This window comes from Staphylococcus sp. 510 (genome assembly GCF_057219715.1).
In genome coordinates this window covers 162,613-178,966 of sequence record NZ_JBXVVK010000004.1, presented here as the reverse complement: position 1 = coordinate 178,966, position 16,354 = coordinate 162,613, and the positions used below count along the sequence as shown (strand labels likewise).

Sequence of the window (16,354 nt, the reverse complement as noted above, 5' to 3'; positions counted from 1 at the left end):
TAATGATTAGTAATTAAACAGAGATCAGACGCTTATCCAATTTCATTGATTTATGAGAGAGATTTATTTATGATAACAAGCGTACAACTTTGAGGAGGATACAGAAATGAAATTAAACAAAACAATAGCGGTTGTTGCAACATCGGCAGTGTTATTAGCTGGATGTACAACAGATAAAAAAGAAATTAAAACATATGATGAACAAGTCCAAAATGCTTTTGATAAAGAGAAACCAGTTGCAAATGTGAGTAAAAAAATTAATAAATTAGAAGAAGAAAAACAAAAGTTATTTAAAAAGGCTAACGAGAAAGACCAACAAACAAGAGAAAAAGCAGCGGATGACATTGTTGAAAATGTAGAAAAACGTGAAAAGGAATTTAAGAAAGAAGAAAAGGCGTTAGACGATTCTGAAAAAGAATTTAAAAAGGCAGAATCACATATCGATAATATCGATAATAAAGATAAGAAAAAAGAAGTTGAAGAATTAGATAAAGCAATTAAAGATAAATATAAATCACATAGCGATTATGCAAAGGCTTACAAAAAAGCGCTTGGAAAAGAAAAATCACTGTTTAGTTTCATCAATAAAGATGGTGCAACACAAGACCAAGTAGATGAAAAATCAAAAGAATTAGGCAAAGCATATAAAGACATGAACAAGAAGTTTAAAGCGTATTCAAAAGCGATGAATAAGGTAAATAAGGAAAAACAAGATGTAGATCAATTAAAATAATTCCTTGACTGATACAGATATGAAGAATGTAGTAGTACAGTTCTTGTGTCTGTATCTTTTTTCTATGAAACAGAACTTTATGAAATCGTTTAACAGGCTTATTTATTTGTGATACAATTGTTATGGATAAAATGAATTTCTATTTATATATGGGAAAGGTATGGTGAATTGAATGGCTCCTAAGTTACAAGCCCAATTCGATGCAGTAAAAGTACTAAATGACACACAGTCGAAATTTGAAATGGTTCAAATTTTAGACGTAGATGGCAACGTTGTAAATGAAGACTTAGTACCTGATTTAACAGATGAAGAATTAGTAGAATTAATGGAAAGAATGGTATGGACACGTATTCTTGATCAACGCTCTATTTCTTTAAATAGACAAGGTCGTTTAGGTTTCTATGCACCAACAGCTGGACAAGAAGCATCACAATTAGCATCTCAATATGCGTTAGAAAAAGAAGATTTTATTCTTCCTGGTTATCGTGATGTACCACAAATTATTTGGCATGGTTTACCTTTAACTGAAGCATTCTTATTCTCAAGAGGCCACTTTAAAGGTAACCAATTCCCTGAGGGTGTGAATGCACTGAGTCCACAAATCATTATCGGTGCACAGTATGTTCAAACAGCAGGTGTTGCGTTTGGTCTTAAAAAACGAGGCAAAAATGCAGTTGCAATTACTTATACTGGTGATGGTGGTTCATCTCAAGGTGACTTCTATGAAGGTATTAACTTTGCTTCAGCATATAAAGCACCAGCAATTTTTGTTATTCAAAATAACAACTACGCGATTTCAACACCACGTAGTAAACAAACTGCAGCAACTTCATTAGCTCAAAAAGCAATTGCTGTTGGTATCCCTGGTATCCAAGTTGATGGTATGGATGCATTAGCAGTATATCAAGCTACTAAAGAAGCTCGTGAACGTGCAGTTGCAGGTGAAGGCCCAACATTAATCGAAACAATGACATATCGTTACGGACCACATACTATGGCTGGTGACGACCCTACACGTTACAGAACTTCAGATGAAGACGCAGAATGGGAGAAAAAAGATCCATTAGTTCGTTTCAGAAAATTCTTAGAAAATAAAGGTCTTTGGAACGAAGACAAAGAAAATGAAGTTATTGAACGTGCTAAATCAGACATCAAAGCAGCTATTAAAGAGGCCGACAAAACAGAAAAACAAACTGTTACTTCTCTAATGGAAATTATGTATGAAGAAATGCCTCAAAATTTAGCAGAACAATATGAAATTTACAAAGAGAAGGAGTCGAAGTAAGCCATGGCACAAATGACAATGGTTCAAGCGATTAATGATGCGCTTAAAACTGAACTTAAAAATGACGAAGACGTTTTAGTTTTCGGTGAAGACGTTGGTGTTAACGGCGGTGTATTCCGTGTTACTGAAGGTTTACAAAAAGAATTTGGTGAAGATCGTGTATTCGATACACCACTTGCAGAATCAGGAATTGGTGGCTTAGCTTTAGGTTTAGCTGTTGAAGGTTTCCGTCCTGTAATGGAAATCCAATTCTTAGGATTCGTATTTGAAGTATTTGACTCAGTAGCTGGACAAATTGCACGTACTCGTTTCCGTTCAGGTGGTTCTAAAACTGCACCTGTAACTATTCGTAGCCCATTTGGTGGCGGTGTGCATACACCAGAATTGCACGCAGATAATTTAGAAGGTATTTTAGCTCAATCTCCTGGTTTGAAAGTGGTTATCCCATCAGGCCCATATGATGCTAAAGGATTATTAATTTCTTCAATTAGAAGTAATGATCCAGTTGTATATTTAGAGCATATGAAATTATATCGTTCATTCAGAGAAGAAGTTCCTGAAGAAGAATACACAATTGATATTGGAAAAGCTAATGTGAAAAAAGAGGGTAATGACATTACTTTAATCGCATACGGTGCAATGGTACAAGAATCATTAAAAGCAGCTGAAGAATTAGAAAAAGAAGGTTATTCAGTTGAAGTGATTGATTTACGTACAGTTCAACCAATTGATATCGATACATTAGTTGCTTCAGTTGAAAAAACGAACAGAGCTGTAGTCGTTCAAGAAGCTCAACGTCAAGCAGGTGTTGGTGCACAAGTTGCAGCTGAATTAGCTGAACGTACAATTCTTTCATTAGAAGCACCTATTGCACGTGTAGCAGCAGCAGATACAGTATATCCATTTACTCAAGCTGAAAATGTTTGGTTACCAAACAAAAATGATATTGTAGAAAAAGCAAAAGCAACTTTAGAGTTTTAATCTTTAAATAAAGTTTAAATTAAAAAGTGATTTCTTTATTAAGAAAATCTTAGGAGGAAAAAGACCGTGGCATTTGAATTTAGATTACCCGACATCGGGGAAGGTATCCACGAAGGTGAAATTGTAAAATGGTTTGTAAAAGCTGGAGATACAATTGAAGAAGATGATGTCTTAGCAGAAGTCCAAAATGACAAATCTGTTGTAGAAATCCCTTCACCAGTAAGTGGTACAGTTGAAGAAGTATTAGTAGATGAGGGTACAGTAGCAGTTGTCGGTGACATTATTGTTAAAATTGATGCACCAGATGCTGAAGAAATGCAATTCAAAGGTAATCACAGTGATGATTCATCAAGTGAAGAACCAAAAGAAGAAGCAGCAAAAGAAGAAAGTGCTTCATCACAAGAAAGTCAACCTGCAGCAAACACTCAAGATGCTGAAGTTGATGAAAATAGAACAATTAAAGCAATGCCTTCAGTACGTAAATATGCACGTGACAATGGCGTGAATATTAAAGCAGTTGCTGGTTCTGGTAAAAATGGTCGAATCACAAAAGAAGATATTGACGCACACTTAAACGGTGGCGCTACTCAAGCAACATCTAATGAAAGTGCAGCAAGTACTTCTGAAGAGACTACAACTACAGCAACAACTCAATCAGTACCAGAAGGCGACTTCCTAGAAACAACTGAAAAAATCCCAGCTATGCGTAAAGCAATTGCCAAAGCAATGGTTAATTCTAAACACACAGCACCACATGTTACATTAATGGATGAAATTGATGTTCAACAATTATGGGATCACCGTAAGAAATTCAAAGAAATCGCAGCTGAACAAGGTACAAAACTTACTTTCTTACCATATGTAGTGAAAGCACTTGTTTCTGCACTTAAAAAATATCCAGCACTTAATACATCATTTAATGAAGAAGCTGGAGAGATTGTACACAAACACTATTGGAACATTGGTATCGCTGCAGATACAGACAGAGGTTTATTAGTGCCTGTTGTTAAACATGCAGATCGTAAATCAATCTTCCAAATCTCAGATGAAATTAACGAACTTGCTGTAAAAGCACGTGACGGTAAATTAACATCTGATGAAATGAAAGGTGCAACATGTACAATCAGTAATATCGGTTCAGCTGGTGGACAATGGTTCACTCCAGTTATTAATCACCCAGAAGTAGCTATCTTAGGAATTGGGCGTATCGCTCAAAAACCGATTGTTAAAGATGGAGAAATTGTAGCTGCTCCAGTTCTTGCATTATCATTAAGCTTTGACCACAGACAAATTGATGGTGCAACTGGACAAAATGCTATGAATCACATCAAGCGTTTATTAAATAATCCAGAATTATTATTAATGGAGGGGTAAAAAGATGGTAGTTGGAGATTTCCCAATTGAAACAGATACTATTGTAATCGGAGCAGGTCCTGGAGGTTATGTTGCAGCAATTCGTGCAGCGCAACTTGGACAAAAAGTAACAATCGTTGAGAAAGGTAATTTAGGTGGCGTTTGCTTAAACGTTGGTTGTATTCCTTCAAAAGCTTTATTACACGCATCTCATCGTTTTGTTGAAGCACAACATTCAGAAAACTTAGGGGTAATTGCTGAAAGTGTTTCTTTAAACTATGAAAAAGTTCAAGAGTTCAAATCATCAGTTGTTAATAAATTAACTGGTGGGGTTGAAGGATTATTAAAAGGTAATAAAGTTGAAATCGTTAAAGGCGAAGCTTACTTTGTTGATAACAATAGCTTACGCGTAATGGACGAAAAGAGTGCTCAAACTTACAATTTCAAAAATGCAATTATTGCAACTGGTTCTAGACCAATTGAAATTCCTAATTTTGAATTTGGTAACCGTGTTATCGATTCAACAGGTGCATTAAACTTACAAGAAGTACCTGGTAAATTAGTAGTAGTTGGTGGCGGTTATATCGGTTCAGAACTTGGTACTGCATTTGCTAACTTTGGTTCTGAAGTGACTATTCTTGAAGGTGCTAAAGATATCTTAGGTGGCTTTGAGAAACAAATGACTCAACCAGTTAAAAAAGGCATGAAAGAAAAAGGTATCGAAATCGTTACTGAAGCAATGGCTAAATCAGCTGAAGAAACTGAAAATGGCGTAAAAGTTACTTATGAAGCTAAAGGTGAAGAGCAAACTATCGAAGCGGATTATGTATTAGTAACTGTAGGTCGTCGTCCAAATACTGATGAATTAGGCTTAGAAGAATTAGGTCTTAAATTTGGTGAACGCGGATTAATCGAAGTTGATAAACAAAGCCGTACTTCAATCAATAATATCTATGCAATTGGTGATATCGTTCCAGGATTACCTCTTGCTCATAAAGCAAGCTATGAAGCAAAAGTAGCTGCAGAAGCTATTGATGGACAAGCAGCAGAAGTTGATTACATTGGTATGCCTGCAGTATGCTTCACTGAACCAGAATTAGCTCAAGTAGGTTATACTGAAGCTCAAGCGAAAGAAGAAGGTTTATCAATTAAAGCTTCTAAATTCCCTTATGCAGCTAACGGCCGTGCATTATCATTAGATGATACAAACGGTTTCGTTAAATTAATTACACTTAAAGAAGATGACACATTAATTGGTGCTCAAGTAGTAGGTACTGGCGCTTCAGATATTATTTCTGAATTAGGTTTAGCAATCGAATCAGGTATGAATGCTGAAGATATTGCATTAACTGTACATGCTCACCCAACTTTAGGTGAAATGTCTATGGAAGCAGCTGAAAAAGCAATTGGCTACCCAATCCATACTATGTAATTTAACATGACGTTAAATTAAACTGGCAACAGTACTTGTTGCCAGTTTTTTTGTTGTTTTATTACAATAAAGTTAATGATACTCACTTATGAATATTAGTCTATATGGGCTTATCATTGATAAACGATTTGTCAGTTTAAATCATCTCAGATACACTAATTCTGTAATCTAATTAAACTATAGGAGTGAATCAACTTGGAATATCAATACCCATTAGATTTAGATTGGACAAATGACGAAATGATGGATGTCATTCATTTCTTTAATAAAATTGAGAACTATTATGAATCATCAGTTAAAGGTGAAGCAGTTAAAAAAGCTTATCAAAATTTCAAACAAATTGTGCCTGGTAAAGCTGAAGAGAAGCAACTTTTTAAAGAATTTGAAAAAAGTAGTGGTTATAATAGCTATAAGGTAGTCCAAGAGGTAAATAAGAACCCTGATCAACAAGTTTTTTCTGCAAAATCTTAAGTAAAACTGACTAAACAAAAAGCAAAATGTTATGAATATAAAATGTTTGTCTTAAAACAATAAAAAGTATTGATTGTAGAGCTATATTTTGGTATTTTTATTAAGCGTTAAACAAAATGTTTGATAAAAGTAAACTTAATATAGCTCTTTTTAGGTGGTTTCATTATGGAAATAGGATATAAATTAAAAAATCTGAGAAAAATTAAAAATTTAACACAAGAGGAATTGGCAGAAAGAACAGATCTATCTAAAGGATACATATCCCAGATTGAAAGTCAAAATGCATCGCCTAGTATGGAAACATTTCTAAATATCTTAGAGGTTCTAGGAACATCGGCTAGTGATTTCTTTAAAGAAACAGAACAACAAAAAGTCATTTATAAAAAAGAAGAGCAAGTCATCTATGATGAATACGATAGAGGCTATATTCTAAATTGGCTAGTTACTAAATCTAATGAATTTGAGATGGAACCACTACTTTTAACATTGAAACCAGGTGCATCGTATAAAACATTTAACCCTTCAGAATCGGATACATTCGTTTATTGTTTACAAGGACAAGTGACATTGCAATTGGGTAATGTTTGTTATCATGCCAGTAAAGAAGATGTGTTTTACTTTAAAGCAAATGATGATCATCGTCTTTTTAATGAAGGAAAGCAGGAAGTGAAAATATTAATTGTTGCAACAGCATCATATTTATAAGGAGTTGTGAATATTGGCACCATTATTATCGTTTAAAGGCGTAAGCAAAGGATATGATGACGTTCAAATATTAAATGAAATTGATATAGACATAGAATCAGGTCATTTTTATACATTATTAGGACCTTCAGGTTGTGGTAAAACAACCATTTTAAAATTAATTGCCGGCTTTGAGTATCCTGACCAAGGAGAAGTGATTTATCAAAATAAGCCAATTGGAAAATTACCCCCAAACAAACGTAAAGTAAATACCGTTTTCCAAGATTATGCCTTGTTTCCTCATCTTAATGTGTTCGAGAACATCGCCTACGGTTTGAAATTAAAGAAAATGAGTAAAAACGCTATTAAAGCAAAGGTAGAAGAAGCACTTCGACTTGTTAAGCTATCAGGTTATGAAGACCGTAATATTAATGGCATGAGTGGTGGTCAAAAACAGCGTGTAGCTATCGCTAGAGCCATTGTTAATGAACCAGAAATTCTATTACTAGATGAGTCTCTCTCAGCTTTAGATTTAAAATTAAGAACTGAAATGCAATATGAACTAAGAGAATTACAATCACGTTTAGGAATTACATTTATTTTTGTTACACATGATCAAGAAGAAGCACTAGCTTTAAGTGATTATATTTTTGTTATGAAAGATGGTAAAATTCAACAATTTGGAACACCAAACGATATTTATGACGAGCCAGTCAACCGTTTCGTAGCTGATTTTATTGGAGAATCTAATATTGTAGAAGGTCGAATGGTAGAAGATTATGTTGTAAATATTTATGGTCAAGATTTTGATTGTGTAGATATGGGGATACCTGCAAATAAAAAAGTAGAAGTTGTGATTCGTCCTGAAGATATTTCATTGATTGAAGCAGATAAAGGTTTGTTCCAAGTAAAAGTAGATTCTATGCTCTTTAGAGGTGTACATTACGAAATTTGTGTGGTTGATCGAAAGGGATATGAATGGGTTATCCAATCAACACGTAAAGCTGAAGTAGGTAGTGAAGTTGGCTTATACTTTGAGCCAGAAGCAATTCACATCATGGTACCAGGTGAAACAGAAGAAGAGTTTGATAAACGAATTGAAAGTTATGAGGATGTTGAAAATGCGTAATACTAATCGTTTATTGCTCATTCCATACTTGATTTGGATGGTACTATTCATAATTATTCCAGTAGTATTGCTTGTTTATTATTCTTTTTTAGATAATCAAGGTCATTTTAGCTTAACTAACTATGAAAATATTTTTACATTGAGTTATTTAAAAATGTTTGCTGATTCTATCTTATTTGCTGTGATTATTACGCTTGTCACGTTATTGATAAGTTATCCAGCAGCTTATTATATCGCTCAATCTAAATATCAGAATTTACTATTGATGATTATGATTATTCCTACATGGATTAACTTATTATTAAAAACATATGCATTTATTGGTTTGTTAAGTCATGATGGATTAATCAATCAATTATTTAACATCTTTAATCTATCTCCAATTAATATGTTATTTACAGCAGGCGCATTCATAGTAGTATCAAGTTATATCTATATACCATTTATGATATTACCAATCTTTAATAGTATGAAAGCAATCCCTAATAATTTACTACAAGCATCAAGTGATTTAGGCGCTAATCCTCTGACAACATTTGGTAAAGTGATTGTGCCACTAACGAGGGAAGGCGTTATGACTGGTGTTCAAGTGACCTTTATACCTGCATTATCACTATTCATGATTACGCGTTTAATCGCTGGTAATAAAGTAATCAATATTGGTACAGCTATCGAAGAACAATTCTTAACTATTCAAAATTATGGTATGGGTTCAACAATAGCGTTATTCCTAATCATTTTTATGGCATTTATTTTAATTATGACAAAATCAAAATCTAATCATAGGAAAGGGTGAGTCGTGTGAAATGGTATGGCAAGCTATATATAGGTATATTAATAGCTGTATTATATATACCTATATTATTTTTAATGGTATATTCGTTTAATTCAGCAGGTAATATGGTTAATTTTGAACATTTCACACTAGAACATTATCAAACCTTATTCCAAAATGATAAATTAATGTCAGTCATATTTAATACTGTTGCCGTCGCATTAATAGCAGCAGCAATTTCTACATTGATTGGAACATTTGGTGCGATTGCAATATATCATTTGAGACATAAACAGTTTAAAGTCACGTTATTAACGCTCAATAATGTGCTTATGGTATCTTCAGATGTTGTTATTGGTGCATCATTTTTAATTATGTTTACTGCAATTGGTCATTTTACAGGATTAGGCCTTGGATTTTGGACAGTGTTAGCATCTCATATCGCATTTTGTATTCCAATTGTTGTTATTGTTGTATTGCCACAATTATATGAAATGAATGATAGCATGTTGAATGCTGCTAGAGACTTAGGTGCTACAGAATCGCAATTATTAAGTAGTGTGGTTATACCGAATATTATGCCAGCGATCATCGGTGGTTTCTTTATGGCATTAACTTATTCACTAGATGATTTTACAGTGAGTTTCTTCGTAACAGGTAATGGATTCAGTGTATTATCCGTAGAAGTTTATGCAATGGCTAGAAAAGGTATAAGCATGGAAATTAATGCAATTTCAACAATTTTATTCGGTGTAATCGTGATAGGTGTTATTGGTTACTATGCAATTCAACACCTCGTTCAACGTAAAAAGCATCCGAAACGAGGTGTCAATACATGAAACGATTTTTACAATTGATTTTGATGTCAATTATTGTCGGTGTTTTATGTTTAGGTATAAGTCAATGGTTTAAATCGAAAGAAAATACAGACACTAATCAAAAAATTTATGTCTATAATTGGGGAGAATATATTGACCCAAGCCTCATTAAAAAGTTTGAAAAAGAAACAGGTATCCAAGTGGTTTATGAAACATTTGATTCGAATGAAGCTATGGAAGCTAAAATTCGTAATGGAGGCACACATTATGATGTCGCTTTTCCAAGCGAATATACAGTGCAAAAATTAAAACGTGCACATTTATTAGAACCATTAGATCATAAGAAAATACCTAATATTAAAAATTTAGATTCAGATTATATGAATATGCCATATGACCGACATAATCAATATTCATTGCCATATTTCTTTGGAACAGTTGGAATATTATATAATAAAGATAAGTACCCTAATGAGTCTTTTAATAGTTGGCAAGATTTGTATAAATCTAAATATAAAAATGAAGTATTATTAGTTGATGGTGCTCGAGAAATAATAGGTTTGGGACTTAATAAATTAGGATATAGTTTGAATGATAAAAATCCACAACATATCAAAAAAGCGGAATCTGATTTACATCATTTAGCGCCACAAGTCAGAGGTGTTGTAGGTGATGAAATCACAATGATGCTTGAACAAAACGAAGGAAGTATTGCAGTTGTATGGAGTGGAGTCGCTGCACCATTAGTTCAAGAAGGGGACAAATACAATTATGTTATTCCAAAAGAAGGATCCAATTTATGGTTTGATAATATGGTAATACCTAAAACGGCACAAAATAAAGAAGGCGCATATCGCTTTATGAATTTTCTTCTAGATGAAAAAAATAATAAGCAGAATACTGAATGGGTAGGTTATGCTACACCAAATAAAGAAGCAAGAAAGATGTTACCAAAAGATATTAGAAACGATCATCGATTTTATCCAACTAAAAAAGAACAACAAAGATTGGAAGTATATCAAGATTTAGGTCAAGATACATTAAGTGATTATAACGAAAGTTTTTTAAATTTTAAAATGTCGTTAAAGTAAAATGAAAATGGTAGTTATTTTTTGTTATATTCGATATAATAACTTGATAAGTAAAGTAAGGAGTTGTAACGAATGACAGGAGAGCAATATACTCAAATTAAACGTCCAGTCAGTCGACTAACAGAAAAGGTTTTAGGGTGGCTTAGTTGGGTATTCTTATTAATTTTGACAATAGTCACAATGTTTATAGCTTTAGTGTCATTTAGTAATGATACATCTATTGCTAACTTAGAGAATACATTAAATAATAATGATCTTATTCAACAAGTATTAGCAAATAATAGCTTAAGTACTACACAATTTGTGATATGGTTACAAAATGGTGTTTGGGCTATTATAGTGTATTTCATCGTTTGTTTATTGATTTCATTTTTAGCTTTAATTTCTATGAACATTAGAATTCTATCTGGTTTCTTATTCTTGTTATCTGCAATCATCACGATACCTTTAGTATTACTTGTAGTAACATTAATTATTCCAATTTTATTCTTCATCATTGCTATTATGATGTTTGTTAGAAAGAATAAAGTTGAAACAGTACCGAGCTATTATAATGGTGGATATGGTTATCAACCATATGAGGAAATGCCAGAACAAGAAGCTCATGCGCATCATAATGAAACTGAAAGTGAACCAGTTGAAGAGCCACAACAGCGTAGACGTCCATCACGTCGTAGCATGGAGCGTAAAGAACAAGCATTTGACACAACAACAGGTTCAACAGATCAAATACAAAACGAACAAGAATCATATGATGATAAATATGAACAGTTCCCTAAACGTGCTGTAGAAAGTGAATATCGTTCAGATGATAATGAGCACGATGAAGAACCGACAATATTATCACGTCAAGCAAAATATAATAAAAAGTCATCTTCAGATAAGGCTTCTACAAATAATCAAGATGTATATCATGAGCAAGATGATGTAGAGTCATCTAATCAATATAATGAAGAACCTCAAGTTGATCCTAAAGAGCTTAAAGCGCAACGCAAACGAGAAAAAGCTGAAATTCGTGCTAAGAAGAAAGAAAAGCGTAAAGCATATAATCAACGTATGAAAGAAAAACGTAAGAATCAACCGAGTGCGGTTAGTCAAAGAAGAATGAACTATGAAGAACGTCGTCAAATGTTTGGTGATACGGAAAAAGATATGAGAGATCAAGTGAAACAAGATCATCAAAAAATTGACGAAAATGACAATCAAAAATAATTAATTACAATACCAAAAGTGATAATTAACATTCACTTTTGGTATTTTTTGTTATAAATAGATTTTTATGATATTGAATAGCATGTAAAGATAGTTTTTAGTATGATTAATGTAAGAGTTAAAGGAGGTACTGTAATGAAAAGAAAAACTGAATTGATATTAGCATGGATAGCAAATGGTTTAAGTAGTTTATATTTACTATTTGTAATCATAGGTTATTTTGCGATGAAATCAGGAAGTGGTGCATCTCAAAATAAGGAAATGGTTAATCAAATGATGGGCGGAAATCAAGAAATGTCGATGGAGATGCTTACTGCTTCGATCGCCTTATCTATGGGTGTGCTTGCATTTTCTACTATTTTAGGTATTGTTGGTGCATTAACAGTAAAAGGCAGACATAAATTGGGAGCCAGTTTATTAATTGCTGCAGCAGTGGTTGGTATTATGGCAACGAATATCATAGCTATGATTTTATGGTTCATTGCAGGTATTATGCTATTAACAAAATCTAATCAACAGAGACCTAAAACTGACCATGCTGTAAATAATCATCAAGAGGATATTTCTAAGAAAGATGAGTGGGATCCTGAAAAAGAATTAAAAGAACATCAACAAAAGGACAAACCATATACCTATTAATAAATTTATACAAGTATCATGATATATCAAAAACCGGTTGAAATGCTAAGGCATTCAACCGGTTTTTATTAAAGTTTTGATTTTACAATTCTTGGAACGTCTGGATAATGAGGTAGACATTCAAGATACTTAAAATAATGATAAGTGACCATGAAATAATATTAACCCATGTTTTATTAATAAATGGTCCCATTAACTTTTTATTACTAGTTGCTAATTGCAGTGGTATTAAACTAAAAGGTAACGCTATACTTAAAAATACTTGTGAGAATACTAATAATTGTTCAATTTTGGCGGCATTACCATTAAAGATGATTAAGCATATAATAACGGGAATAACAGCTAAAGAACGTGTGATGAGACGACGGAGCCAATTAGGTAAACGTAATCTCAAGAAACCTTCCATTACAATCTGACCTGCTAATGTCCCTGTAATTGTTGAGTTTTGTCCTGAAGCAAGTAAAGCAACTGCAAATAAGGTACTCATGACACCACCTAATGTTGCACCTAATAATGGTTGTGTTTTTAAAGCGTGGTATAAATCGTAAAATCCACCTAATTCATCAGTGTTAGTACCGAAGAAAAGTGCTGCCCCCAGTGTTAATAGCAAGCAATTAACTACAAATGCAACGGATAATTGGATGTTGGAGTCAATCGTTGCATATTTAATGGCTTGTGCTTTATCTTCATTGTTATTTCTATCATATTTCCGAGATTGAACAATAGAAGAATGTAAATATAGATTGTGTGGCATAATAGTTGCCCCTACGATACCTAAAGCAATATATAAGATACCTTGATTCGTAATGATTTCAGTATGTGGTACAAAGCCATTTAATAAATTCAATATATTAGGTGAAGAAATATAAACTTCAAAGGTGAAAATTGCTAAAACTGTAAATATAAGTGTACCTACTATGGCTTCTATTTTTCTAAATCCAAATTTCATAATAAATAATAATAAAAATACATCACATACTGTAATTAAAGCGCCAACTATCAATGGAATATTAAATAGTAAATTAAGTGAAATTGCACTACCAATAACTTCGGCAATATCTGTAGCAATGATAGCTAATTCTGCGATTATCCAGAAAATAATCGCGATGGGTTTAGATAAAAAATGTCGCGTCATTTGAGCTAAATCTTTACCCGTAGCAATTCCCAATCTTACTGTCATACTTTGTAATAACATTGCAGCTAAACTAGAAATTAGTATTACAAATAGGAGGGTATATCCAAATTGTGCGCCACCTTGCATAGAAGTTATCCAGTTACCTGGATCCATATATCCCACAGCGACTAATAATCCAGGTCCTAAGAAAGCCAATAGTTTTTGACTTGAATTACTTTTATAGTCAAAATCAATCGTATTATTAATTTCGTCTAAGCTTTTTTGATGTTCTTGGTCGACTGATTGCTTATTCATAAACAAAACTCACCTCTAACTTAAAATATATTGATATATTAACCTAATGTTATTTTTAGGTCAACCTAAAAATATTTTGCAAAACAAAAAAACCTGGACATGAGTGAATGTCGCAGGTTCAAATATCGTGAAACTCTTTTGACTTAAGCAGAATAGAATTTTAAGAATTGATCAAATGTTTCTTTAACAAATTGAATAAAAGCTTTATCAGTTTTTAACCTTTGGTCATCTGGTGTAATAGATCTAGCTACGAAGAATTCACCTTTTTTAACATTTTTGACACGATCAATGGCTTCATGTAATTGCACATCAGTACAGTCTTTGATAAGCGTCTTTTCAGGCTTCATATGATCAAGACAAATGCTATAATCTGACGGTAGGTTTCTTAACGTATCAAAATGTTTATCAAATATTTTAACTCGTTCAGCCTTATCTTTTGCTTCGTGCATGACACCAAACATTATAAATAATTGGTCTCTAAATAAGCCGATTTGGAAATGAGGTAACATTTTGTAGCCGCGTTTATTTGGAGCAAATGCAACCCACGTATCTTTAGGTGGATTGACACTTCTTCTAGCATGTTTTGCCACGTGAGGATAAAATGTTTCACCTGTTTGAGTTGTAAAGTATTCAGTGAAATACTCTCCTAATTCATGCAATTGCGGTCTAACATGCTCATTGAGTGCTTCCATTCTAGCATCTAGGCCATCCACATCAAAGGCTTTAAAATTTTGAGGTGAAAATGTGTATTTAGTCATGATTTGCCTCCTAGGATAATGATTAAAATTATTGTAGCATAACAAAGCATTAAAATTCTAAATTGCAGTTTCAAAAGAATGCATAAATTGTTAAAAATAGGGGAGCCTATAAATATAAAATCAAGACCATAATCATGTATAATAGAGATAAATAGGAGATGATACCATGGCACTTTACGATTTTGCAAAAGGGTTAGTATTAGAAGCGGGTAATAAAGTACGCTTGATGATGAAAGATGAATTAAATATTGAAACTAAATCTAATCCTAATGACTTAGTAACAAATGTAGATAAAGCAACTGAAGATTATATTTATGATATGATACATCAAAATTATCCAGAGCATAAAGTGATTGGTGAAGAGGGTCATGGTCATGACTTGATTGATACGTCTGGAATCGTTTGGGTAGTTGATCCGATAGATGGCACGTTAAACTTTGTTCATCAACAAGAAAACTTCGCTATTTCAATTGGTATTTACCACGATGGTCAACCATATGCTGGCTTTGTATACGATGTGATGAGAGATATTTTATATCATACCAAAGTAGGGGAAGGTGCATTTGAAAATAATCATGCTTTAGAACCTTTAAATGACACGCATTTAAAAACAAGTATTATTGGCATTAACCCCAATTGGCTAACTAAACCTATTATGGGGCCCATTTTTGCACCAATAGTGAATGATGCACGTAGTGCAAGAGCTTATGGCAGTGCAGCATTGGAAATTGTGAGTGTAGCTAAAGGACAATTAGATGCCTATCTGACGCCAAGACTACAACCATGGGATTATGCTGGTGGCTTAATGATACTCAATGAAGTCGGTGGAAAAGGAACGAATTTACTTGGAGAAACGTTATCTATTACTCACCCCAATTCTATTGTCATGGCCAATCATTCATTACACGATGAAATAATGAAGAAATACTTAAAAGATCATGAAGATACTTTAAGAACACATCATAAAAAACGTTTTGGTAATTAATATAATAAAAGACAAAGCATGGGACTTCGTATTACGTTCCAGGCTTTGTCTTTTTATTTAAAATTTAAATAAACATATTTGTAAGAATACTTCCCACAAAAGGAGAAAGTAGTTATGGTTCGATGATGCCAAGATTTTAAATGGATATGTCTCAAATGTTTAATCATGTTGATTAATATTCGTTTGACTAACCATGAGACAGCCATTTTAATCAATGAATCTTATAATAAAATGCAACTAACACTTGATTTTAAATAAAGTTTTATTTTATTGATATTGGGTTATATCATCTATAACCAGTCATTTTCGCGATATTTCTTTTTCACTGTGAAACCGACGCCAAATGTTGCAACGAGTAATATAAATGTTAAAATCATCATTGGAACATTTGCTGCACCAATACTAAAGCTAAATAGCAATAAAAAGATTAAAGCTAAAATTGAGAATATCCAGAAAATGCCTTTAGATTTTTTTTGTTGCATCCCATACCCCACCTTTTACTTATTTTTTCTCTAATCTATGATATAATAAAAAAGTTGTAATTAAAAGTGGGAGTTTACTTAAGAAAGGAAATTTATA

17 protein-coding genes are annotated in these 16,354 nt (G+C 33.0%); 14 read left to right on the top strand and 3 right to left on the bottom strand.

The genetic code is table 11. From position 1 onward, the window contains the following. Positions 1-106: 106 nt before the first annotated feature. The 13 genes from AC2D8K_RS04710 (at position 107) to AC2D8K_RS04650 (ending at position 12,603) form a co-directional block, all read left to right on the top strand. Complete coding sequence (locus AC2D8K_RS04710; protein ID WP_484698121.1) at positions 107-733, top strand: YkyA family protein; 627 nt, start codon at positions 107-109, stop codon at positions 731-733. Between the two features lie 172 nt (positions 734-905). After that, positions 906-2,018 carry a pyruvate dehydrogenase (acetyl-transferring) E1 component subunit alpha gene (pdhA, locus tag AC2D8K_RS04705; RefSeq protein WP_015365191.1) on the top strand — a complete coding sequence of 371 codons (1,113 nt, stop codon included), beginning with the start codon at positions 906-908 and terminating at the stop codon, positions 2,016-2,018. A 3-nt stretch (positions 2,019-2,021) separates the two neighbouring features. Then, a complete protein-coding gene (locus AC2D8K_RS04700) occupies positions 2,022-2,999 on the top strand; it encodes an alpha-ketoacid dehydrogenase subunit beta (protein ID WP_002450689.1) in 978 nt (325 codons plus the stop codon). Positions 3,000-3,065: 66 nt separating this feature from the next. Next, the gene (locus AC2D8K_RS04695; RefSeq protein ID WP_002450688.1) at positions 3,066-4,373 is read left to right on the top strand and encodes a dihydrolipoamide acetyltransferase family protein; all 1,308 of its coding nucleotides are present in this window, start codon (positions 3,066-3,068) and stop codon (positions 4,371-4,373) included. A gap of 4 nt (positions 4,374-4,377) precedes the next feature. Further along, complete coding sequence (lpdA, locus tag AC2D8K_RS04690) at positions 4,378-5,784, top strand: dihydrolipoyl dehydrogenase (RefSeq protein ID WP_002450687.1); 1,407 nt, start codon at positions 4,378-4,380, stop codon at positions 5,782-5,784. Between the two features lie 195 nt (positions 5,785-5,979). Continuing rightward, a complete protein-coding gene (locus AC2D8K_RS04685; protein ID WP_002450686.1) occupies positions 5,980-6,255 on the top strand; it encodes a UPF0223 family protein in 276 nt (91 codons plus the stop codon). Positions 6,256-6,420: 165 nt separating this feature from the next. After that, on the top strand, positions 6,421-6,960 hold the full coding sequence (locus AC2D8K_RS04680; RefSeq protein WP_002450685.1) for a helix-turn-helix domain-containing protein: 540 nt from the start codon (positions 6,421-6,423) through the stop codon (positions 6,958-6,960). Between the two features lie 13 nt (positions 6,961-6,973). Beyond that, on the top strand, positions 6,974-8,068 hold the full coding sequence (locus AC2D8K_RS04675; RefSeq protein WP_002450684.1) for an ABC transporter ATP-binding protein: 1,095 nt from the start codon (positions 6,974-6,976) through the stop codon (positions 8,066-8,068). Further along, a complete protein-coding gene (locus AC2D8K_RS04670; RefSeq protein WP_002450683.1) occupies positions 8,061-8,864 on the top strand; it encodes an ABC transporter permease in 804 nt (267 codons plus the stop codon). Before AC2D8K_RS04675 ends, AC2D8K_RS04670 begins: the two co-directional genes overlap by 8 nt. A gap of 5 nt (positions 8,865-8,869) precedes the next feature. Beyond that, positions 8,870-9,682 carry an ABC transporter permease gene (locus tag AC2D8K_RS04665; protein WP_002450682.1) on the top strand — a complete coding sequence of 271 codons (813 nt, stop codon included), beginning with the start codon at positions 8,870-8,872 and terminating at the stop codon, positions 9,680-9,682. Further along, positions 9,679-10,752, top strand: a complete 1,074-nt coding sequence (locus AC2D8K_RS04660) for an ABC transporter substrate-binding protein (protein ID WP_002450681.1) — start codon at positions 9,679-9,681, stop codon at positions 10,750-10,752. The genes AC2D8K_RS04665 and AC2D8K_RS04660 overlap by 4 nt, the downstream gene beginning before the upstream one ends. A 72-nt stretch (positions 10,753-10,824) precedes the next feature. Then, positions 10,825-11,964 (top strand): lipoteichoic acid stability factor AuxB, encoded by a 1,140-nt coding sequence (gene auxB / locus AC2D8K_RS04655; RefSeq protein WP_002450680.1) that lies wholly within the window; start codon positions 10,825-10,827, stop codon positions 11,962-11,964. Between the two features lie 135 nt (positions 11,965-12,099). Then, on the top strand, positions 12,100-12,603 hold the full coding sequence (locus AC2D8K_RS04650; protein WP_002450679.1) for a DUF4064 domain-containing protein: 504 nt from the start codon (positions 12,100-12,102) through the stop codon (positions 12,601-12,603). Between the two features lie 82 nt (positions 12,604-12,685). Here the strand turns inward: AC2D8K_RS04650 and AC2D8K_RS04645 are convergent, their stop codons facing one another. Then, positions 12,686-14,032: an Nramp family divalent metal transporter gene (locus tag AC2D8K_RS04645; protein ID WP_002450678.1), complete on the bottom strand. Its 1,347-nt coding sequence runs from the start codon at positions 14,030-14,032 to the stop codon at positions 12,686-12,688. A gap of 143 nt (positions 14,033-14,175) precedes the next feature. Further along, positions 14,176-14,790 (bottom strand): YktB family protein, encoded by a 615-nt coding sequence (locus AC2D8K_RS04640; protein WP_002450677.1) that lies wholly within the window; start codon positions 14,788-14,790, stop codon positions 14,176-14,178. A gap of 166 nt (positions 14,791-14,956) precedes the next feature. Between AC2D8K_RS04640 and AC2D8K_RS04635 the strand changes: the two genes are divergently transcribed. Further along, on the top strand, positions 14,957-15,775 hold the full coding sequence (locus tag AC2D8K_RS04635; RefSeq protein WP_002450676.1) for an inositol monophosphatase family protein: 819 nt from the start codon (positions 14,957-14,959) through the stop codon (positions 15,773-15,775). A 290-nt stretch (positions 15,776-16,065) separates the two neighbouring features. On the opposite strand, the gene AC2D8K_RS04630 is transcribed toward AC2D8K_RS04635, so the two are convergent. Beyond that, the gene (locus AC2D8K_RS04630; RefSeq protein WP_023375088.1) at positions 16,066-16,257 is read right to left on the bottom strand and encodes a DUF5325 family protein; all 192 of its coding nucleotides are present in this window, start codon (positions 16,255-16,257) and stop codon (positions 16,066-16,068) included. Positions 16,258-16,354 lie beyond the last annotated feature (97 nt).